Genomic DNA, 19,305 nt, shown 5'->3' on the forward strand with positions numbered 1-19,305 from the left:
CTTTCGGGGGTTGATGGCAGGAAGATGTCGGGGGCTTCCCGATCAGCGTCTGGAATGAGCGCCGAGGAACGGGACCGGGACGTTGCTTATCGTTGTGGTCCGTGCCGTTTCACGCGGCTGGCAAGGCTGCAATTGAACGATCGCCGTATTAGATATACTGTGACTGCCATGCAGGTTACATTTGAATAATGGTAGTTATATTGCGCTGCCGCAATTGGACTGGAGCGATACCCTCCGAAGTGTATCCGGTTGTTGTCTTGCTTTGAAATGAACGCGCTGTTTGCGCCCGGCAGTCACGTGAGGGCAAGATGACGATCGACATCAGTCGGCTACAACATGCGTCCGTAGATTTGTCGAAGGTTATTGCTGATCCGTCATGCTGGACAGAGCTGCTGGAGGAGGTGGTGACGGCCACCGGTGCCATGGGGGCAGGCTTGATCCCGCAAAGAGCGTCCGAAGGAGCGATGGCGACCGCCCATCTTCGGGAGTGCCTCGAAACCTATGTCCGCGAGAGCTGGTTCGAGCGAGACGCCGATAGTCACCGGCGCGCAAGGGTTCTGAACTTGCGGGGCGAGGTCGCCCTTGACCGTGACCTGATCAATGCCGGCGTTGAGGGCTCACCGTTTCTCGACGAATTCCTGCCTCGCTTCGACGGAAGGTGGTGGGCGGGCATCGGGATCCACAGCGGCCCCGACTTCTGGTCCCTGACTCTGCATCGATCTCTTCGCCAGGGCGCGTTCCAACAGGAAGAAAGAGCCGTCCTGCAGCAGTTTTCCCTGCGGCTGAACGAGGTGGCCAGTCTTGCCCATCTTGCCGGGCGCGTCACGCTGTCCACCGTCGCGAATTCGTTTGATCAGATCGGCAAGGCGGTGGTGGCGATCGACGCGATGGGCAGGTTCCTCCATGCCAACGCGGCAGCACAGCAACTTCTGGGCACCTCCATCCATATCGCAGGCGGGCGTCTTGCCTTTCGCGATCGCCAGGCCGCAGCGGAATACGGCAAGGTCATCGACCGCCTGACAGGGCTTGGCCCGGGCAAGACCTTACGCGCGCCGCCCATCGTCGCGCGCCGGGAGGACGCCGCGCCGATCGTGATCAGGATCCTGCCCGTCGATGGGGAGGCGAGGTCACCGTTTCTAAGTGCAAGAGCATTGGTCCTTCTGAGCGAGATCGTTGCTCCTGCAAGGTCCGACTGGCAGGCCTTCGGTCGCGCCTTCGGCCTGACCCCGGCGGAAGCGCGTCTTGCGGCACTGCTGGCAACCGGCCAATCCCTCGAAACGGCCGCGGAAGCACTTGGCGTCACCAGGGAAACCGCCCGAAGCAGGGTCAAATCCATTTTCCAGAAGACCGACACGCATCGACAAGGCGCTCTCGTGGCCTTGTTGACCTCGTTCGGGACATGTTGATCGTGGACCGGCCGGCTGCGATCTTCCGCCAACACCGGATGGGTTGCCGCAACCTGCTACGCGGCCGAAAATGTGATCGTGGCGTAGGCGCCTCCATCAGGGTTGTTTCCGACCTCCAGTCGCGCGTTATGGCCTTCCGCAATAGCCTTGACGACCGTGAGGCCAAGCCCTGAACCGCTTTGACCGCGACCGTTGAGCCTCTCGCTTCTCCAGAACATATCGAAGGAGGAGTGCTGCACGTAGTCTGGTAGTCCTGGACCTTTGTCGTGGACGGATATGAATGACCGCCCGGCCTCATCCAAACCGGTATGAACATCGATGGGACCGTAATCCCCCGCGTATCTGCGCGCGTTTTCGAGCAGAACGAGGAGAGCCTGGCGGAACCGGTCCGGATCGATGCTTGCCGGTGCGGCTTGGAGATGTGTTCGGAAATCGACGACGTCGCCAGCAGAGGCCTGAAACAATGTCACCGTCTCCAAAACATGCAATGCAAGGTCTGTTGGCGTCGTTGCTGTGACAAAGTCGGTCGTGCCTGCCAAGGAGAGCGTGTTCAGCTGGTCTACGAGACGGGACATGCCCTGTGCTTGCACCAGCAGAGCTCGCAATCGTTCCTCGCTTGCGGGAATGACCCCGTCGGTCATGCCTTGCAGATTGCCCTGCAGCACGGTCAGCGGCGTGCGCAATTCGTGAGCGACCGCTCGGGTGTTGAATTTCAGCCGCGTTTCCAACGCGAGCAACTCGCTGGCCATGCTGTTGATCGTTATGGCAAGCGCTTCCACCTCTCTGGTTGCGCCGGGTTCGACAGTGACCTGGAAATCGCCTTGCCGAATCTTTTCAGCGGCCGCAGTCAGCTTGGTAAGCGGCGCCACGAGCCTGTGGGCCAAGACGACTCCGATCGCGCTCGTCAGAACAATCAGGGCGAAGCCGAACCCTAGGACACCCTCCACAGGTGACGCCTCTGTCGCGTCCTCTAACCGGGGGAAAAGGGGCGCTAGTGCCGCGAGCGACTGGGGATCGGGGACTTCGCCGTTATTCAGGCTTACCCAGGCCGACCTTGCATCTTGAGGTAGCCTGTCCAGCGCAGTGACTTCAGCGTGATCGATGTACCAGTCAACGGTCACGTAAAGCAGCGCTATAGTCACGACTTGAATGACAGACGCCAAGGCGGCTGTCATGGTTGAGAGGGTTGGTCTAGACACCTGTCGACCTCGCGAAACGATACCCGATACCACGGACGGTGGTTATGTACCCCTCTTGGCCACAGTCTGCGAGCTTGCGCCGCAGATTGCCAATGTGCGTGTCAATGGTGCGATCAAGGGCCTCGCTTTCGGGCAAGCACGCGTCCAGTAACGATGTTCTTTCGAACGTCTTGAACGGAGATCTCAGCAAGCACACCAGCAGACGGAATTCGGTTGCGGTCAGCGGCAGTTCGATCCGTCCTGTCTCTGTCGAAGCAATTGCGATGTAGGAATCCAGTTGCACTTCGATCCGGTCGTGCCGGATAACCTCGCTGGTGGCAACGCCTCTGGTTCGTTTCAAGACGGCCCCGACGCGCGCCACGACTTCCTGCGGGTTGAATGGTTTCGTGACGTAGTCGTCAGCCCCGAGCTTCAGCCCGAGCAATTTATCCGTGCTGTCATCCATCGCCGACAGGAATATCACCGGCACGGTGGAGCTCCCTCGAACCTTCGTCAGAAGATCGAAGCCGTCGATATCTGGCAGGCCGATGTCCAGCAAGATCAGGTCCGGCTGTAACCTCTGTACATGAGCGAGAGCCGTGAGGCCTGTTGATGCCTTGCTCGTCCTGTAACCGGCTCTCGCAAGATATTTTTCCAGGAGAGACGCTATCTCATCGTCGTCCTCGACCACCAGCACGAGCGATGAAATCATAGTGAACTCACAGACTTTGACATGCCCTTCTCCGGTTCTCCGTCAAATCTTGACAATCGGGCGGGAGAACGTGGCCCTCAACGAGGAGCCACTGATGAACGTAACTGACCTGAACCACGTTCAAAAAGCAATTTCGAAAAATGCTGACGACAAGACCCGCAATTTGCTTCCACAGGCGCTTATACTTCTAGGGCTTGTTTCCGTGGTTTTCGCAGCGGTGCCAGAACTTGACCTCATGGTAAGCCGTTTTTTCTGGGAGCCTGCAACTGGCTTCAATGCCAATCAGGACCGCTTCCTCCTTGCATTTCGTGACACCAACAGGCTTCTGCCTTGGGTCGTTGTAGGCACCGCGATTGCGCTGTTGATTCCCAATCCACTCCTCAGGCACCTGAAATATCCTCCTGCACCGCACAAACTGCTGTTTGTGCTGACGTTCCTTGCAGCGGGCCCGGGGCTGGGTGTCCATTGGATCAAGATGCTGGTGGGTAGAGCGCGTCCAAGGGCACTTGAGGAATTTGGCGGCAGCGCGGACTTTACGCCTCCGTGGCAGCTCACCGACCAGTGCGTAAGGAACTGTTCCTTCATCTCGGGAGAGGCGGCAAGCGCCTTCGCATTGCTCGCGCTCGTTGTCTTTATCAGGCCCAAATATTCGAAATTCTACCTCTTTACGGTCGGCATTGTCGCGGCCGGCTTCTCATTGAATAGAGTGGTGTTTGGCGCTCACTTCCTGTCGGACGTGATGATCGCTTGGAATATGATGTTCGTCTTGGCAGTGATACTCTGGCAGTGGTTCTCTCGAAGCGCCCCTCAGATCGACGCTCTGTTCACCAGGGATTCTCGCCGAACGTAAGCCACCGCCATCCCCTCTTGCCCAAACCCGCACCCTGCCTTAACCTCGTCCCATGCGAGGTCGTATCCCATCCGACGTTCTTTTGCGCCCAGAAGATCTGGCCCTGCTCGACCGCGTGTTCGCCCAGGTGATCCCGGAGCACGACACGCATCCGGACGAGCTGGCGATGCTGCTCGTGCGCCTGTTTCAGGATGGCATCCGCTCCGAGAAGGAGCTTCTGGCCGCGGCCGAGAAGTGGTTTCACTGACATAGCCAAACCCGTAGCCGCTCACGACTGCGGCCAGCGACGGTGTCGCCGGCCGCAGGTCTTGTGCTCGGTGGATCGCCCTTACTGGCGGCGGTTGGCTTCGACCGTCACGCCCAGCACATCGGGCAGCGTGTTCGGCGCGCCCATGGCCGCCCCCATGATCATCGGGAAGGGCACCGGGTTTTCCGGTGCGGCGCTGATGATCAGGTTGCCGGGATTGTCGAGATAGGTGTTGATCGCCTGGCTCACCATGTTCTGCAGCTCCGGCACATTGTACTGCGCCAGCAGAAGCGGCGTCATGCCCTTCAGCATCTGCGCCATGGTATTTCCCGAGACGCCCTGTTCCTTGCCGGCGTAGTCCAGCGCCCGGTTGGTGAGGCCGGCATCCTGGAAGCTGATCTCGGCGCTGTTGAAGGTCAGCCGCTGCATCAGGCCAAGCATGGCAAGTCCCGCCGCATCCTGGGCCTGCTTGCCGGCCGCCGGCTGCATCGCGCGCGACGTTTCCTCTGCCGCCTTGATGAAGTCGAGCGTATAGCCGGAGAAGCTGAGCGAGGTCGACAGGGTCCCGACATTGGCGAAATCGAGGGTATAGTCCTCGATGTTGACCAGCCCGTCCGCGGCCTGCCAGTCACCCGACAGGCTCATGCTGCCGTCGATCGAGGTCAGCCCGAGCGACTGGATGGCATCGCGCGCCTTCGGATCCTCCACCATCGACAGATCGGCCTTGATGCCGGCCACTTCGACCTCGAAGCCGATCGTGGAATTGTCGTCGGCGATGTCGGTTGTCGAGGTGGCCGACGTCAGCGAGAAGAGCGGCTTGCCCTCGACGGAGACATTCACCGGCCCCGTCGAGGCCGTTTCGTAGACGAGGACGGAATCCAGGGTGCCGCCGGTCACGTCGGCCGGCACCGTGACATTGGTCATCGAGATGTCGGCCACGGTGACGGTGGTCTCTTCTTCACGGGTGGTGAGGTCGGGGAGGGTGACCGTCTCGATGAAGTAGCCGCCGTCATCCTCTTCCTGCACGCCCTCCAGCGTGATGTCGCCGATCGGCATCGCCGCCTCGGCCGGCATTGGCTTGTAGGTCGCGCCCCTCAGCGTCACGGTTGTGCCGTTGACGTCCACGGACTGGGCAGTGATCGGGCTGCCGGAGATTCCCGTGGCGGCATTGATCTTGGCCAGAAGGTCGGCGCCATCGAGCGAAAAGGCAGGACCCGCCATCAGCAGTAGTCCGGTGCCGGCCATCAGGGCCTGCAGCTTGCTGGTGTGAGACATGTAAAGCTCCTCCGTCTGGCCTTCCGGCCTCATGTTGCGTTTCTGCAGTTATAGGGGGAGGCAAACAAAGGTCTATGGCTTTTGTATTGCAGGTCGCCCTCCTCGCCGGGTGGTTACAGTCCGGTCGTGGCGGGGGAGCGTCATCCACAGGCTGCTGATAGGCGAATCTTGCCCGCAATGGGGCTTTCGGCTAGTCAAGGAGCATGGGTAAAAATCTGACACCGCCGTCCGACGGCGAGGGTGGCGATCACATCGTCCCGATCGACCTCAAGGCGGCGCTCGAGGAGCGCTATCTCGCCTATGCGCTGTCGACGATCATGCACCGGGCGCTGCCGGATGTGCGCGACGGGTTGAAGCCGGTTCACCGCCGCATCATCCATGCCATGAGCGAGATGGGCATCCGCCCGAACTCCGCTTTCAAGAAATGCGCGCGTATCGTCGGTGACGTCATCGGTAAGTTCCACCCGCATGGCGACCAGTCGGTCTATGATGCGCTGGTGCGGCTCGCGCAGGACTTCTCGCAGCGTTATCCGATCGTCGACGGTCAGGGTAACTTCGGCAATATCGACGGCGACAGCGCCGCCGCCTACCGCTACACCGAAGCCCGGATGACGGATGTCGCAGCCCTTCTGCTCGACGGCATCGATCAGGACGCGGTGGACTTCCGCCCGACCTACAACGAGGAAGACGAGGAGCCGGTGGTCCTGCCGGCTGCCTTCCCGAACTTGCTCGCGAATGGTTCCTCCGGCATCGCCGTTGGTATGGCGACCTCCATTCCGCCCCACAATGCCCACGAGCTCTGCGACGCGGCCCTCCACCTCATCAAGCATCCCGATGCGACGGTGGAAAAGCTCGTCGACTTCATCCCCGGCCCGGATATGCCGACGGGCGGCATCATCATCGACAGCCGCGAATCCATCATCGAATGCTACAAGACGGGCCGCGGCGGCTTCCGCGTCCGCGCCAAGTGGGAGATCGAGGATCTCGGCCGCGGCGGCTATCAGATCGTCGTCACCGAGATCCCCTACCAGGTCCAGAAGTCGCGGCTGATCGAGAAGATCGCCGAACTGCTAATCGCCCGCCGGCTGCCGCTGCTCGAAGACGTGCGCGACGAATCGGCCGAAGACGTGCGCGTCGTCCTCGTGCCCAAGAGCCGCACGGTGGATGCCACGCTGCTGATGGAATCGCTCTTCCGGCTGACCGATCTGGAAAACCGCTTCCCGCTCAACCTGAACGTCCTGTCCATGGGCAGGGTGCCCCGGGTGATGGCGCTGAACGAGGTGCTGCTGGAGTGGCTCGCCCACCGCAAGGAGGTGCTGGTCCGGCGCTCGAAGTTCCGGCTGGCCGCCATCGACCGGCGCCTGGAAATTCTCGGCGGCCTGCTGATCGCCTATCTCAACCTCGACGAGGTGATCCGCATCATCCGCGAGGAGGACGAGCCGAAGCCGGTGATGGTCGCCAAATGGGATCTCACCGACGTCCAGGCCGAAGCCATCCTCAACATGCGGCTGCGCAACCTGCGCAAGCTCGAGGAATTCGAGATCCGCAAGGAGCACGACGCGCTCTCGGCCGAGAAGGCGGAGATCGAGGCGCTGCTTGCCTCCGACGACAAGCTCTGGCAGACGGTCGCCTGGGAAATCCAGGAGGTGAAGAAGAAGTTTGCCAAGGCAACCGAACTCGGCCGCCGCCGCACCCAGTTCGCCGAAGCCCCGAATGCCGATCTCGATGCCATCCAGCAGTCGATGATCGAAAAGGAGCCGGTCACGGTCGTCATCTCCCGCAAGGGCTGGATCCGCGCGCTGAAGGGCCATATCGCCGACACCGCCGCGCTCACCTTCAAGGAAGGCGACGCGCTGAAGCTCGCCTTCCCGGCGCAGACGACCGACAAGCTGCTGCTCGTCACCACCGGCGGCAAGGTCTATACGCTCGGCGCCGACAAGCTGCCCGGCGGTCGCGGCCATGGCGAGCCGCTGCGCATCATCGTCGAGATGGAGAACGATCAGGACATCCTGACCGCCTTCGTGCACGACCCGTCGCGCAAGCTGGTGCTCGCCTCCACGGCCGGCACCGGTTTTGTGGTCGCCGAAAACGAGATGATTGCCAACACCCGCAAGGGCAAGCAGATCATGAATGTCGCCATGCCCGACGAGACGAAGCTGGTGGTGCCGGTTTCGGGCGACCATGTCGCCGTCGTCGGCGAGAACCGCAAGCTCCTGGTCTTCCCGTTGGCGCAGCTGCCGGAGATGACCCGCGGCAAGGGCGTGCGCCTGCAGCGCTACAAGGACGGGGGCATTTCCGACATCAAGTGCTTCGCCATCGACCAGGGCCTGACCTGGGAGGATTCCGCCGGCCGCCTGTTCACCAAGACGAAGGACGAACTGGTCGAATGGCTGGGCGACCGCGCCACCGCCGGCCGCCTCGTGCCCAAGGGCTTCCCCCGCAGCGGCAAGTTCTCCGGCTGATCAGGGGTAGGGGACGGCGTGGTCGCGCAGGAAGCGCGCCGCGCCCTCCTCGTCCGTCTTCAGGATCAACCCCGCATCACCGCGCGCCCCACCCGCATCTGCCAGGCCGAATGCGCAATCAGCGCCATGACCAGGATCGCGCCCCCGGCCAGCGTCTGCGCCGCCGGCACCTCGGCAAAGACCATCCACACCCAGATCGGCGCCAAAATCGTTTCGAGCAGGTAGAACATGCCGACTTCCGGGCCGCTCAGATAGCGGGGGCCGGTGGCGAGGCACCAGAAGGCAAGCGGAATCATCACCGCGCCGTCGAAGACGATCCAGATTGGCGCCTCCAGCGAAAACCCGTGGAGTGCGACGAACCCGGCGCCGATCAGCGCCGGCAGCGCCGTCGCCACCAGCGGCACGAAGCCCATGTCGAGCCGCGTCTTGCGCGCGATGGTGATGGCGCCGGCCAGCAGGGCCGAGGTCAGCGCCGCCAGCAGGTCACCGATGAGCCCGCCGGCCTCCAGCCCGCCGGCGACGATCAGCGCGACGCCCGCCGCCATCGCCACCATGGTCAGCACCGTCGATCGTGACGGCACCTCCTTCAGCACCAGCCAGCCGAACAATGCTGCAAACATCGGCGTGAAGGCGACGATGAAGACGACGTTGGCGGTCGCCGTCAGGAAGACCGCGCCGAGGAAGGTCATGGTCGACAGGCCGTAGCACAGACCCGCCAGCAGCCCCGCACGACCGGGGACCAGCACCGGCCGCCGCTTCGAGAGAAACCCTACCAGGACCCAGAGCAGGATCGCCGCCGCGAAGGTGACGAGGCTCCGCAGCGCGATCACCGACCAGAGTTCGCCTTCGCCGAGCTTGACGAGCGGCACGTCGAAGGACAGCGCCAGCCCGCCGATCGTGGTCAGCACGAGGCCTTTCGTGTGTTCGTTCATGATGAGTTTCAGTCCTCGGCGGCGGGATCGAAATGCTCCCAGCCGCGCGCGGTCAGGTGTTCCTGCGGCTGGAATCGAGTCTTGTAGTTCATCTTCGGCGACCCCTTGACCCAATAGCCGAGATAGACGTGCGGCAGGCCGAGCGCCTGGGTCCGCCGGATGTGGTCGAGGATCATGAAGGTGCCGAGCGACCGCTTCGCCAGATCCGTGTTGAAGAAGGAGTAGACCATTGAGAGACCGTCGCTCATCAGGTCGGTCAGCGCCACGGCGAGCAACTCGCCCTGCGGCTTTTCGCCGATGCCGTCGCCGGGCTGGCGCAGGCGGTATTCGATCAGCCGCGTGTTCACGTGGGTATCCTCGACCATGATCGCATAGTCGAGCGCCGACATGTCGGACATGCCGCCCTGCTGGTGCCGGTCGTCGAGATAGTGCCGGAACAGCGAGAACTGTTCGGTCGAGGGCTGCGCCGGGTAGATGGTCGAGATCACGTCGCTGTTGGTGGAGAGAATGCGCCGCATCGTCCGCGTCGGCTGGAAGTCCTCCGCCAGGATGCGCACGGAAACGCAGGCGCGGCAGGTCTCGCAGGCCGGTCGATAGGCGATGTTCTGGGATCGGCGGAAGCCGCCCTGGGTCAGGAGGTCGTTCATCTCCGCCGCGCGCGGGCCCACCAGATGAGTGAAGACTTTCCGCTCCAGCTGCCCGGGCAGATAGGGGCAGGTTGCGGGCGCCGTCAGGTAGAACTGCGGGGAGGGCGTTGTCTGAGTGTTCATCGCTGCGCGTGCGGTCCCGTCGTGGCTTCGTGAGGATGCCGTAACGACCATAGCATGGCGCAGATTGGCAAAAGGTCAACTGCACCGGTGGCAGGAGGCTGCCATCGGTGCCGGACGGGCGGTGATCAGTCGAAGGATCAGTCGGCGCGCACGACGACGGTGCCGAGCAGCATGTCGTGGACGAGCCGCGAGCGCTCGGTGAACAGGCCGGCGAGCAGAATGAGCGGCGTCAGCACCGAGTTGATGATCCAGAACAGCACCGTGTGGACCATGGCGGTGAGGAAATCCATGCGCCGTCCATCGACCCGCATCATCATGATGCCCGCCGCGCGCATGCCGGGCGTTGCCTGGCTGGAACCACCGAGCGTCATCCCGAAGTAGAGAAGCGCGACGATCACGAACAGCGCCGGATAGAGGAAGAAGCCGAGCCCCAGCGTGATGATGCCGAGGAAGAACACGACGACCGCTGCCGGGATGCACAGAAACAGCACGATGGCGTAGTCCAGGACGAAGGCGAAGGTCCGACGCGTCAGCACGCCGCTATAGGCGCGCCAGTCGTCCGGTGCGGTCTCTACGGGGGTGGGGTCGAGTGCCATGGTCCATTCTCTCCAGTTGGTCCCTTCGATATGGGGGGCATTGGCCGCCGACGCAAGCGGTGGCCTGAGCTCACCCCTTCGCCAGCTTGCGCGCCACATCGAGGGAGAAATAGGTGAGGATGCCGTCGCATCCGGCGCGTTTGAAACAGAGCAGCGTCTCCATCATGATCCGGTCGCCGTCGATCCAGCCGTTCATGGCCGCTGCCTTGATCTGCGTGTATTCGCCCGAAACCTGATAGGCGAAGGTCGGCAGGCCGAAGGCTTCCTTCATCCGCCAGCAGATGTCGAGGTAGGCGATGCCGGGCTTGACCATCAGCATGTCAGCGCCTTCCTCGACGTCGAGCGCCGCATCCCGCAGCGCTTCAGTGCCGTTGGCCGGGCTGATGTAGTAGCTGTTCTTGTTGCTCTTGAGCAGGCTGCCGGTGTTGATCGCCTCCCGGTAGGGTCCGTAGAACCCGGAGGAAAACTTCGTCGCATAGGACATGATGCCGACGTCCTGGTGGCCGGCGGCGTCCAGGCCGCGGCGAATCGCGCCGATGCGCCCGTCCATCATGTCGGACGGGGCGATGATGTCGGCGCCGGCGTCTGCCTGCATCACCGCCGCCTTGATCAGCATGTCGACGGTCTCGTCGTTGACGATCTCGCTGTCCCGGAGAATGCCGTCATGGCCATGGCTGGTGAAGGGATCGAGCGCCACATCGGTGATCAGGCCGATATCGGGCGCGGCTTGCTTGGCGGCGCGCACGAACTGGTTGATCAGATTGTCGCGCTGCAGGATTTCCGAACCCGTCAGGTCGCGCTTGTCCATTTCCACGTCGGGGAAGGGGGCGATTGCCGGAATGCCGAGATCGGCCGCCTCGCGAACCGCCTCCACCGCCTTGTCGACGCTCATCCGGTTGACGCCGGGCATGGCCTCGATCGGATCGATGATGTTGGAGCCGGGCACGAGGAAGATCGGCCAGATCAGATCGTCGACGGTCAGCCGGTTTTCCTGCACCAGGCGGCGCGTCCAGTCCGCCTTGCGGTTGCGCCGCATCCGGCGGTGTCCGGTGATCTCATCGACGAGATGGGTCTGGTCGCTCATGAATGCCTCGCGTCCTTGGAATGGGGTCTGAGGTCATTATCATTTCAACGCGAAATTGCGAATGGTCAGATCGCCGCGTGGCTTGGCTAGCGGCGCTTGCGCCGCCCGGCTATGATGGCGGCCATGGAGAATGATTCACTGACTGTGCCCAGGCGCACCCTGACCCAGATCCTCTACGTGGTCTTCCTGCGCCTCGTCGCCGTCACCAGCCTCTGGTTCGGGCTGCAGTACTGGGCGATGCTCGTCGGCTACTCGCTGGAGGGGCAGGGCCGCTTCGATCTGCTGACGGTGCCTTGGCAGGTGGCGGCGCCGACGCTGGCCGTCGTCTTTCCGGTTGCCTCGCTCGGCCTCTGGCTGGCTGTCTCCTGGGGCCCGGTGCTCTGGGCGCTTGCGGCTATCGTTCAGTTTCTCATGTACGAGACCTGGTCGGAGATCTTCGGCACCAACACCTTCGTGCTGCTCTTTCACGCGCTGGTGGCGGCGCTCTACGTGCTGTTTCGCATCGCATTCTGGCTGGATGACCGCCGCAGGGCCGGACAGGTAACAACCCATTTACCGTAAGTCGAAAGCTTTGACGGCTGCCATTTGAATGAATTTCAGGGCTAAGTCACTGAATTCTATAAGCAGATTTTACTCCCTGCGGCCCCCGCCGCGGATCGGCCGCAATTGGAAGGATGCGTGTAACCTGCTGTTAAACATATGTTTTAAGTCGAATTTTATGGGCTTCCGATAGTTTTGTTTTCAAGGCGGACAAACAAATACCGCCAAGCAAAACAGTGAGGCAGAAACCATGAACACGAAACTGAAGCCGCAGACCGCACCCGCCGCAGATCTCCGTGAAGATGCCATTCGTTCGCTCTACATGGAATCGCTCCACCTCGTCGAGCGTCTCCACCGCCGCCTGCTCGATGTCATCAAGGACGAGTTCGACCGCCAGGGCCGCGACGACATCAACGCCGTCCAGGCACTGCTGCTCTTCAACATCGGCAACTCCGAACTGTCGGCCGGCGAACTGCGCTCGCGGGGCTACTACCTCGGCTCCAACGTCTCCTATAACGTCAAGAAGCTCGTCGACCTCGGCTTCATCAACCACCAGCGCTCGCGCATCGACCGCCGCTCGGTCCGCATCAGCCTCACCGAACAGGGCCAGGAGATCGCCGAGACGGTCGCCAAGCTCTATGAGCGCCACATCGGCTCGATCGAAAAGGTCGGCGGCATCGGCTCCGACGAATTCACCCAGATGAACAAGCTCCTGCAGCGCCTCGACCGCTTCTGGAACGACTCGATCGCCTACCGCCTCTAATCCACGAGAGGCTTGCCACGACCACCGCGTCCTCCAGCCGCGACCAAAACCGGATGCGTCCCTGCGCGTCCGGTTTTCCCGTTGCCGTTCTGCCACATCGTCGCGTCGTAAAAGCCATCACGCATCTGTCACCCAATTCGTGCCGTTCCGGGCCTCTCCGAGACACGAATTGGCCATATTGCCGTGGGATCGGCAGCTTGGGTCGCGGGGAGACGAAAGCCCTCTGGGACCGTTGCCAGCAGCGCCCTTTGCGCCTTTGTTAACCACATCCCGCTATGCACCTTGAATGCTGGACGGGAACAGATGGGTAGAATGATGTCGAAGAAAATCGGATCGGAAAATCTCTCGCGCCGGATGCTCCTGCGGTCGGCCGCGTCGGTCGGTGCCGTGGCGCTTGCCACGCCTGCACTTGCCCAGACGGCGATCGAGAGCCTGATTGCCTCGCCCCGCCGCGGCACCTGGGACGACCAGTTCGACGCCAAGGGCGCATCGCGGTCGGTGGCCGCCATCGCCACCAACAATCCGGTTCTCAGCGTCAATGCGACCGCCAACATCCAGCGGGCGATCATGGACCATCAGATGATCGTCTCCAACGGCGGCTGGCCGCAGGTCAACGCCAGCCAGGCCCTGCGCATCGGCGTCTCCGATCCGGCCGTCCAGCAGCTGCGCCAGCGCCTGATCATTTCCGGAGACATGCCGCAGTCGGCCGGCATGTCGTCGTCGTTCGATTCCTACGTCGATGGCGCCGTCAAGCGCTTCCAGGCCCGCCACGGTCTTCCGGCCGACGGCGCGATCGGCGAATTCACGCTGAAGGCAATGAACGTTTCGGCCGACACGCGCCTTCGCCAGCTCGAAACCAACCTCGTGCGCCTGCAGACGATGTCCGGCGAGCTCGGTCGCCGCTACGTCATGGTCAACATCCCCGCCGCCTACATTGAAGCGGTGGAGAATGGCCGCGTCGCGCTGCGCAACACCGCCATCGTCGGCAAGATCGACCGCCCGACGCATGCGATCAACTCGAAGATCTACGAGGTCATCCTCAACCCTTACTGGACGGCGCCGCGCTCCATCGTGGAGAAGGACATCGTGCCTTTGATGCGCAAGGACCCGACCTATCTGACGCGCAACAACATCCGCTTGTTCGACGGCAACGGCACCGAGGTCTCGCCCGAGACGGTGGACTGGAACGCCCCGAAGGCACCGAACCTGATGTTCCGCCAGGACCCCGGCAAGATCAACGCCATGTCCTCGACGAAGATCAACTTCCACAACCCGCACAACGAATACATGCACGACACGCCGCAGCAGGGCCTGTTCAACAAGCTGATGCGCTTTGAATCCTCCGGCTGCGTCCGCGTCCAGAACGTCCGCGACCTGACCAGCTGGCTGCTCAAGGAGACCCCCGGCTGGGATCGCCAGCAGATGGAGCAGGTGATTGCAAGCCGCGTCAGCACGCCGATCAAGCTGACCGAGGAAGTACCGGTCTACATCGTCTACATCACCGCCTGGTCGGCAGAGGATGGCGTCGCCCAGTTCCGTGACGACATCTATCAGCAGGACGGCGCGACCGAGCTTGCGCTGCAGACCACGACCGGCATCGAGCAGTCCGCCGGCCCGATCAGCGAGCAGGACTTCCTGCCGCAGTAATCTGCCACCCTTCGATCTTATATCGAGCCGCGGCCCTGTGCCGCGGCTTCTTCGTTGGTACGAGGCCGGTCTCGGCCGCGCAAATGTCGCGCGCCGTATTGCCCAAATCCGGGCCACCCGCTAAGACGCCAAGGCACACGCACCCGATCCCCCGAGGAGCCATGTCCATGTCGCACACCGACGCTTTCTTCTCCCGTCCGCTGGCTGAAACCGATCCGGACATCTTTGGTGCCATCGAGAAGGAGCTGGGTCGCCAGCGCCACGAGATCGAGCTGATCGCCTCGGAAAATATCGTCTCGCGCGCCGTGCTCGAAGCCCAGGGCTCGATCATGACGAATAAATACGCCGAGGGCTATCCCGGCAAGCGCTACTACGGCGGCTGCCAGTTCGTTGATATCGCCGAGGAACTGGCCATCGAGCGCGCCAAGCAGCTCTTCGGCGTCGGCTTCGCCAACGTCCAGCCGAACTCCGGTAGCCAGATGAACCAGGCCGTCTTCCTGGCGCTGCTACAGCCCGGCGACACCTTCATGGGCCTCGACCTCAACTCCGGCGGTCACCTGACCCATGGTTCCCCGGTCAACATGTCCGGCAAATGGTTCAACGTCGTCTCCTACGGCGTGCGCGAGGAAGACCATCTCCTCGACATGGACAAGGTTGCCGAGGACGCCCGCAAGCACAAGCCGAAGCTGATCATCGCCGGCGGCACCGCCTATTCGCGCACCTGGGACTGGAAGCGTTTCCGCGAGATCGCCGACGAGGTCGGTGCCTGGCTGATGGTCGACATGGCCCATATCGCCGGCCTCGTCGCCGGCGGCCAGCATCCGTCGCCGTTCCCGCATTGCCATGTGGCGACCACCACCACCCACAAGTCGCTGCGCGGCCCGCGCGGCGGCATGATCCTGACGAACGACGAGGATCTGGCCAAGAAGTTCAACTCGGCCGTCTTCCCCGGCCTCCAGGGCGGCCCGCTGATGCATGTCATCGCCGCCAAGGCCGTGGCCTTCGGTGAAGCCTTGCAGCCCGAGTTCAAGGATTACGCCGCCCAGATCGTCAAGAACGCCAGGGTGCTCTCCGAGACGCTCGTGAAGGGCGGCGTCGATATCGTCTCCGGCGGCACCGACAACCACCTGATGCTGGTCGACCTGCGCAAGAAGAACGCCACCGGCAAGCGCGCCGAGGCGGCGCTCGGCCGCGCCTACATCACCTGCAACAAGAACGGCATCCCCTTCGATCCGGAAAAGCCCTTCGTCACCTCGGGCATTCGTCTCGGCACGCCCGCCGGCACCACCCGCGGCTTCAAGGAGGCCGAGTTCACCGAGATCGGCAACCTCATCGTTGAGGTGCTGGACGGACTGAAGACGGCCAACTCCGACGAGGGCAATGCCGCCGTTGAAGCCGCCGTCCGCGACAAGGTCGTGGCACTCACCGGCCGCTTCCCCATGTACCCCTACATGTAAGCCGTGCCGGGGGAGAGGCCACGTAGCGGTCTTCCCCCGCACCTGCATGACGACAAGAAGTTGGAGAGGCGATGCGCTGCCCCTATTGCGGTTCGGAAGATACGCAGGTCAAGGATTCTCGGCCCGCGGAGGATAACACCTCCATCCGCCGGCGCCGCATCTGCCCCGATTGCGGCGGCCGCTTCACCACCTTCGAGCGGGTGCAGCTGCGCGAGCTGATGGTCGTCAAGAAGACCGGCCGCAAGGTGCCCTTCGACCGCAACAAGCTGGTACGCTCCTTCCAGATCGCCCTGCGCAAGCGCCCGGTCGACAACGACCGCATCGAGCGCGCCGTCTCCGGCATCGTGCGCCGCCTGGAAAGCTCCGGCGAGGCCGAGATCTCGTCCGAACAGATCGGCCTGCAGGTGCTGGAAGCCTTGAAGAGCCTCGACGACGTCGCCTTCGTCCGCTACGCCTCCGTCTACCGCGATTTCTCCCACGCCGAAGATTTCGAGAAGGTCATCGAGGAGATCAACGCCAAGATTGCCCGCGATCCCGGGCTAGAGCCTTAAACGCCATGGCCGTCACCCCAGAGGACCGGCGCTACATGGCGGCTGCCCTGCGCCTGTCGCGCTGGCACACCGGCCTCACCGCCACCAACCCCTCCGTCGCCGCCCTGGTGGTGCGCGACGGCGCCATCGTCGGCCAGGCCGTGACCGCGCCCGGCGGCCGCCCGCATGCCGAAACCCAGGCGCTCGCCGTTGCCGGCGACAAGGCGAGGGGCGCCACCCTCTACGTCACGCTCGAACCCTGCTCGCACCACGGCCGGACGCCGCCTTGCGCCAACGCCATCGTCGAAGCCGGCATCGCCCGCGTCGTCGTCTCGCTGACCGATCCCGATCCGCGCGTCTCCGGCCGCGGCCTCGCCATCCTGCGCGACGCCGGCATCACGGTCGAAAGCGGCGTCATGGAGGAGGAGGGCCGTCGGGCGCTTGCCGCCTACCTCATGCGCCAGACCCGCGGCCGCCCCTATGTGACGCTGAAGCTCGCCGTCTCCGCCGACGGCATGATCGGCAGGCAAGGCCATGCGCCAGGGGAGGGCCAGCTCGCCATCACCGGCCCTGCCGCCCGCGCGCAGTCGCACGTCCTGCGCGCCGAGACCGACGCCATCCTCGTCGGCATCGGCACAGCACTCGCCGACGACCCCGACCTCACCTGCCGCCTGCCGGGCCTGCACCACCGCTCGCCCCTGCGCATCGTCCTCGACCACCACCTCGCCCTGCCGATGACCTCGAAGCTGGTGCGCACGGCGAAAACCGTCCCCGTCCTCATCGCCACGCTCCCCCTGTCCCCCCCGGGAAGCCCCGCCACTCTCCCTTCTCCCCCCCGGGGAGAAGGTGCCCGAAGGGCGGATGAGGGGGGCTTAGCCATCACCGCCGAGCCCACCACACCCCCTCTGGCCTGCCGGCCATCTCCCCCACAGGGGGGGAGATCGGCATGACGCTCGCGCCAGCCCCAAACTCGACCGTCTCTGCTGCTGCGCTAATGGAAGATGGGGAGGAAGGCCGCGCCTCCCGGATCTCCCCCCTTGTGGGGGGTGAGGAACGGTCCGCGCAGCGGAGCAATCGATCCAGCGAATCGATTGCAGTGACGAACACCGGCAGGGCAGAGGGGGGTAACCTCCCCACCACGCCATCAGACCTCCGCGCACACACCGCCCCCCACCACCCCCTCACCACCGCCGGCGTCGAAATCATCGCCCCCGAATCCCTCCCCATGCTGCTCGCAGCGCTCGCCGCCCGCGGCATCTCCTCGCTGCTCGTGGAGGGCGGCGCGACGGTGGCGAAAAGCTTCCTCGAGGCCGGCCTCGTCGACCGCATCCTCCTCTTCACCGGCGCCACCACCGTCGGCGAAGGCGGCATTGAATCGCCGCTCGCCCATCCCGATATCGAGGCCGAAGACAGCACCGCGGCCCCCGCCGGCTTCCGGCTGCTGCGCACCGCAACCTTCGGGCCCGACCGGCTCGCCGAATACGAAAGGTCCTCCTGATGTTCACCGGTATAGTCACCGACGTCGGCACGGTTGCCGCCACCACGCCGATGGACGAGGGCGTCAAGCTGCGCATCGCCACCAGCTACGATCCGGCGACCATCGACATCGGCGCCTCGATCGCCCATTCCGGCGTCTGCCTGACGGTGACCGCCCTCTCCGACGAGACGTCGAACACCCGCTGGTTCGAGGTCGAGGCCTGGGAGGAGGCGCTGCGGCTGACGACCATCGGCGGCTGGACGGAAGGCACCCGCATCAACCTCGAACGGGCGCTGAAGATCGGCGACGAACTCGGCGGCCACATCGTCTCCGGCCATGTCGACGGCCGCGCCGAAATCCTCTCGATCGAACCGGAAGGCGAGGCGGTGCGCATCCGCCTGCGCGCGCCGCAGGCACTCGCCCGCTTTGTCGCGCCAAAGGGCTCGATCGCGCTCGACGGCACCTCGCTCACCGTCAACGCCGTGGACGGCGCCGACTTCGACATCCTCCTCATCCGCCACACGCTCGCCGTCACCACCTGGGGCGACCGCAAACCCGGCGATTTCGTCAACTTCGAGGTGGACACGATGGCCCGCTACGCCGCGCGGCTGGCCGAGTTCAAGGACTAGGCGCGCGGGGAGGGGCGCCGAACGCCGCCGCCCTCAGCCCCGCCGCGCCACCCTCTGCGAGCCCGCACGTCTGATGGCCTGCATGTCCGACGTCCCGCTTTTGCGACGGCCCCACTTCCGATGGCTTGCCGGTCCGGTTCCTTCCGCGAGGGCGACCGTTCCGGCGCCCCGACGCCCTTGCTCCCCGCCGCCAGCCGTCCGCAGCCCTTGCCCTTCGCAATCTCCCCGCAAACCTCTAAGGAAGAGGGACCGCAGAAGGACGACCCGCCATGCCCACCGATCCCACCGCCCCCGATCTCACTGTCAGAGCCGCGCGCAACGCCGCCATCCAGGAGCGGGCGACGGCCGAAATGCGGGCGATCGGCGTCGACCCGGCCTTCATCGCCACCCTGGTCAACAGCTTCTACGACCGCGTGCGCGCCCATCCCGCCCTCGGCCCCGTCTTCGACGCCCAGCTGGAAGGCCGCTGGCCGCAGCACATGGAAAAGATGGTGGCCTTCTGGTCCTCGCTTGCGTTCCGCACCGGCGCCTACGGCGGCAAGCCCGTCCAGGCCCACCACGGCGTCGCCCACATGACCCCCGACCTCTTCCCGCAATGGCTGGCGCTCTTCTCCGACACCCTCGACGACATCGCCCCGAGCCGGCAGGCCAAGGCCTGGTTCATGACCACCGCCGAGCGCATCGCGAAAAGCCTGACGCTGTCGCTGTTTTATGATCCGGCGGCGGAGGGGCCGGAGGGGCGGTGAGGGG

18 protein-coding genes and 1 pseudogene are annotated in these 19,305 nt (G+C 63.9%); 12 read left to right on the forward strand and 7 right to left on the reverse strand.

All coding sequences use genetic code 11. The annotated features are described in order from the left end of the window. Window positions 1-308 precede the first annotated feature (308 nt). Complete coding sequence (locus tag M1E10_RS14630) at window positions 309-1,406, forward strand: helix-turn-helix transcriptional regulator (protein ID WP_499173544.1); 1,098 nt, start codon at window positions 309-311, stop codon at window positions 1,404-1,406. Window positions 1,407-1,462: 56 nt separating this feature from the next. Here the strand turns inward: M1E10_RS14630 and M1E10_RS14635 are convergent, their stop codons facing one another. Continuing rightward, window positions 1,463-2,569: a sensor histidine kinase family protein gene (locus M1E10_RS14635; protein WP_499173545.1), complete on the reverse strand. Its 1,107-nt coding sequence runs from the start codon at window positions 2,567-2,569 to the stop codon at window positions 1,463-1,465. 28 nt (window positions 2,570-2,597) lie between these two features. Beyond that, window positions 2,598-3,296: a response regulator gene (locus tag M1E10_RS14640; protein WP_499173546.1), complete on the reverse strand. Its 699-nt coding sequence runs from the start codon at window positions 3,294-3,296 to the stop codon at window positions 2,598-2,600. Window positions 3,297-3,390: 94 nt separating this feature from the next. Between M1E10_RS14640 and M1E10_RS14645 the strand changes: the two genes are divergently transcribed. Next, window positions 3,391-4,146 (forward strand): phosphatase PAP2 family protein, encoded by a 756-nt coding sequence (locus M1E10_RS14645; protein ID WP_499173547.1) that lies wholly within the window; start codon window positions 3,391-3,393, stop codon window positions 4,144-4,146. Window positions 4,147-4,228: 82 nt separating this feature from the next. After that, window positions 4,229-4,393, forward strand: coding sequence for a hypothetical protein (locus M1E10_RS14650; RefSeq protein ID WP_499173548.1), 165 nt, complete (start codon window positions 4,229-4,231; stop codon window positions 4,391-4,393). Between the two features lie 81 nt (window positions 4,394-4,474). Here M1E10_RS14650 and M1E10_RS14655 read toward each other — a convergent pair whose 3' ends face one another. Then, the gene (locus tag M1E10_RS14655; RefSeq protein WP_499173549.1) at window positions 4,475-5,668 is read right to left on the reverse strand and encodes an aq_1923 C-terminal domain; all 1,194 of its coding nucleotides are present in this window, start codon (window positions 5,666-5,668) and stop codon (window positions 4,475-4,477) included. A 203-nt stretch (window positions 5,669-5,871) separates the two neighbouring features. Between M1E10_RS14655 and parC the strand changes: the two genes are divergently transcribed. Then, on the forward strand, window positions 5,872-8,130 hold the full coding sequence (gene parC, locus M1E10_RS14660) for a DNA topoisomerase IV subunit A (RefSeq protein WP_499173550.1): 2,259 nt from the start codon (window positions 5,872-5,874) through the stop codon (window positions 8,128-8,130). Window positions 8,131-8,195: 65 nt separating this feature from the next. On the opposite strand, the gene M1E10_RS14665 is transcribed toward parC, so the two are convergent. The 4 genes from M1E10_RS14665 to hemB all read right to left on the reverse strand — a co-directional run bounded on the left by M1E10_RS14665 (window position 8,196) and on the right by hemB (window position 11,512). Next, window positions 8,196-9,062, reverse strand: a complete 867-nt coding sequence (locus tag M1E10_RS14665) for a DMT family transporter (protein WP_499173551.1) — start codon at window positions 9,060-9,062, stop codon at window positions 8,196-8,198. A gap of 8 nt (window positions 9,063-9,070) precedes the next feature. Next, the gene (locus tag M1E10_RS14670) at window positions 9,071-9,832 is read right to left on the reverse strand and encodes an aspartate/glutamate leucyltransferase (protein ID WP_499173552.1); all 762 of its coding nucleotides are present in this window, start codon (window positions 9,830-9,832) and stop codon (window positions 9,071-9,073) included. A 137-nt stretch (window positions 9,833-9,969) separates the two neighbouring features. Continuing rightward, entirely contained in the window at window positions 9,970-10,428 is a 459-nt protein-coding gene (locus M1E10_RS14675; RefSeq protein ID WP_499173553.1) for an RDD family protein, read from the reverse strand. Window positions 10,429-10,498: 70 nt separating this feature from the next. Beyond that, entirely contained in the window at window positions 10,499-11,512 is a 1,014-nt protein-coding gene (hemB, locus tag M1E10_RS14680; protein ID WP_499173554.1) for a porphobilinogen synthase, read from the reverse strand. Window positions 11,513-11,635: 123 nt separating this feature from the next. Here hemB and M1E10_RS14685 point away from each other — a divergent pair, with 123 nt between their 5' ends. The 8 genes and pseudogenes from M1E10_RS14685 (at window position 11,636) to M1E10_RS14720 (ending at window position 19,301) form a co-directional block, all read left to right on the forward strand. Next, window positions 11,636-12,073 (forward strand): DUF6163 family protein, encoded by a 438-nt coding sequence (locus M1E10_RS14685; RefSeq protein WP_499173555.1) that lies wholly within the window; start codon window positions 11,636-11,638, stop codon window positions 12,071-12,073. A gap of 229 nt (window positions 12,074-12,302) precedes the next feature. Further along, window positions 12,303-12,815 carry a MarR family winged helix-turn-helix transcriptional regulator gene (ldtR, locus tag M1E10_RS14690; protein ID WP_499173556.1) on the forward strand — a complete coding sequence of 171 codons (513 nt, stop codon included), beginning with the start codon at window positions 12,303-12,305 and terminating at the stop codon, window positions 12,813-12,815. 315 nt (window positions 12,816-13,130) lie between these two features. Then, complete coding sequence (locus tag M1E10_RS14695) at window positions 13,131-14,462, forward strand: L,D-transpeptidase family protein (RefSeq protein WP_499173557.1); 1,332 nt, start codon at window positions 13,131-13,133, stop codon at window positions 14,460-14,462. 161 nt (window positions 14,463-14,623) lie between these two features. Continuing rightward, entirely contained in the window at window positions 14,624-15,919 is a 1,296-nt protein-coding gene (gene glyA / locus M1E10_RS14700) for a serine hydroxymethyltransferase (RefSeq protein ID WP_499173558.1), read from the forward strand. Between the two features lie 71 nt (window positions 15,920-15,990). Further along, entirely contained in the window at window positions 15,991-16,470 is a 480-nt protein-coding gene (gene nrdR / locus M1E10_RS14705) for a transcriptional regulator NrdR (RefSeq protein WP_499173559.1), read from the forward strand. 5 nt (window positions 16,471-16,475) lie between these two features. Continuing rightward, window positions 16,476-17,947, forward strand: a pseudogene (ribD, locus tag M1E10_RS14710) (bifunctional diaminohydroxyphosphoribosylaminopyrimidine deaminase/5-amino-6-(5-phosphoribosylamino)uracil reductase RibD). Continuing rightward, a complete protein-coding gene (locus M1E10_RS14715) occupies window positions 17,947-18,555 on the forward strand; it encodes a riboflavin synthase (RefSeq protein WP_499173561.1) in 609 nt (202 codons plus the stop codon). Before ribD ends, M1E10_RS14715 begins: the two are co-directional and overlap by 1 nt. A gap of 269 nt (window positions 18,556-18,824) precedes the next feature. Next, window positions 18,825-19,301 (forward strand): group III truncated hemoglobin, encoded by a 477-nt coding sequence (locus M1E10_RS14720; protein WP_499173562.1) that lies wholly within the window; start codon window positions 18,825-18,827, stop codon window positions 19,299-19,301. The last annotated feature ends 4 nt before the right edge of the window (window positions 19,302-19,305 follow it).

Source organism: Rhizobium sp. PK7-22, from assembly GCF_056530405.1.

Coding starts and splice junctions, on each gene's coding strand:
- M1E10_RS14630 (WP_499173544.1), top strand. CDS start 309: ATGACGATCGACATCAGTCGGCTACAACATGCGTCCGTAGATTTGTCG.
- M1E10_RS14640 (WP_499173546.1), bottom strand. CDS start 3,296: ATGATTTCATCGCTCGTGCTGGTGGTCGAGGACGACGATGAGATAGCG.
- M1E10_RS14645 (WP_499173547.1), top strand. CDS start 3,391: ATGAACGTAACTGACCTGAACCACGTTCAAAAAGCAATTTCGAAAAAT.
- M1E10_RS14655 (WP_499173549.1), bottom strand. CDS start 5,668: ATGTCTCACACCAGCAAGCTGCAGGCCCTGATGGCCGGCACCGGACTA.
- parC (WP_499173550.1), top strand. CDS start 5,872: ATGGGTAAAAATCTGACACCGCCGTCCGACGGCGAGGGTGGCGATCAC.
- M1E10_RS14665 (WP_499173551.1), bottom strand. CDS start 9,062: ATGAACGAACACACGAAAGGCCTCGTGCTGACCACGATCGGCGGGCTG.
- M1E10_RS14670 (WP_499173552.1), bottom strand. CDS start 9,832: ATGAACACTCAGACAACGCCCTCCCCGCAGTTCTACCTGACGGCGCCC.
- M1E10_RS14675 (WP_499173553.1), bottom strand. CDS start 10,428: ATGGCACTCGACCCCACCCCCGTAGAGACCGCACCGGACGACTGGCGC.
- hemB (WP_499173554.1), bottom strand. CDS start 11,512: ATGAGCGACCAGACCCATCTCGTCGATGAGATCACCGGACACCGCCGG.
- M1E10_RS14685 (WP_499173555.1), top strand. CDS start 11,636: ATGGAGAATGATTCACTGACTGTGCCCAGGCGCACCCTGACCCAGATC.
- ldtR (WP_499173556.1), top strand. CDS start 12,303: ATGAACACGAAACTGAAGCCGCAGACCGCACCCGCCGCAGATCTCCGT.
- M1E10_RS14695 (WP_499173557.1), top strand. CDS start 13,131: ATGTCGAAGAAAATCGGATCGGAAAATCTCTCGCGCCGGATGCTCCTG.
- glyA (WP_499173558.1), top strand. CDS start 14,624: ATGTCCATGTCGCACACCGACGCTTTCTTCTCCCGTCCGCTGGCTGAA.
- nrdR (WP_499173559.1), top strand. CDS start 15,991: ATGCGCTGCCCCTATTGCGGTTCGGAAGATACGCAGGTCAAGGATTCT.
- M1E10_RS14715 (WP_499173561.1), top strand. CDS start 17,947: ATGTTCACCGGTATAGTCACCGACGTCGGCACGGTTGCCGCCACCACG.
- M1E10_RS14720 (WP_499173562.1), top strand. CDS start 18,825: ATGCCCACCGATCCCACCGCCCCCGATCTCACTGTCAGAGCCGCGCGC.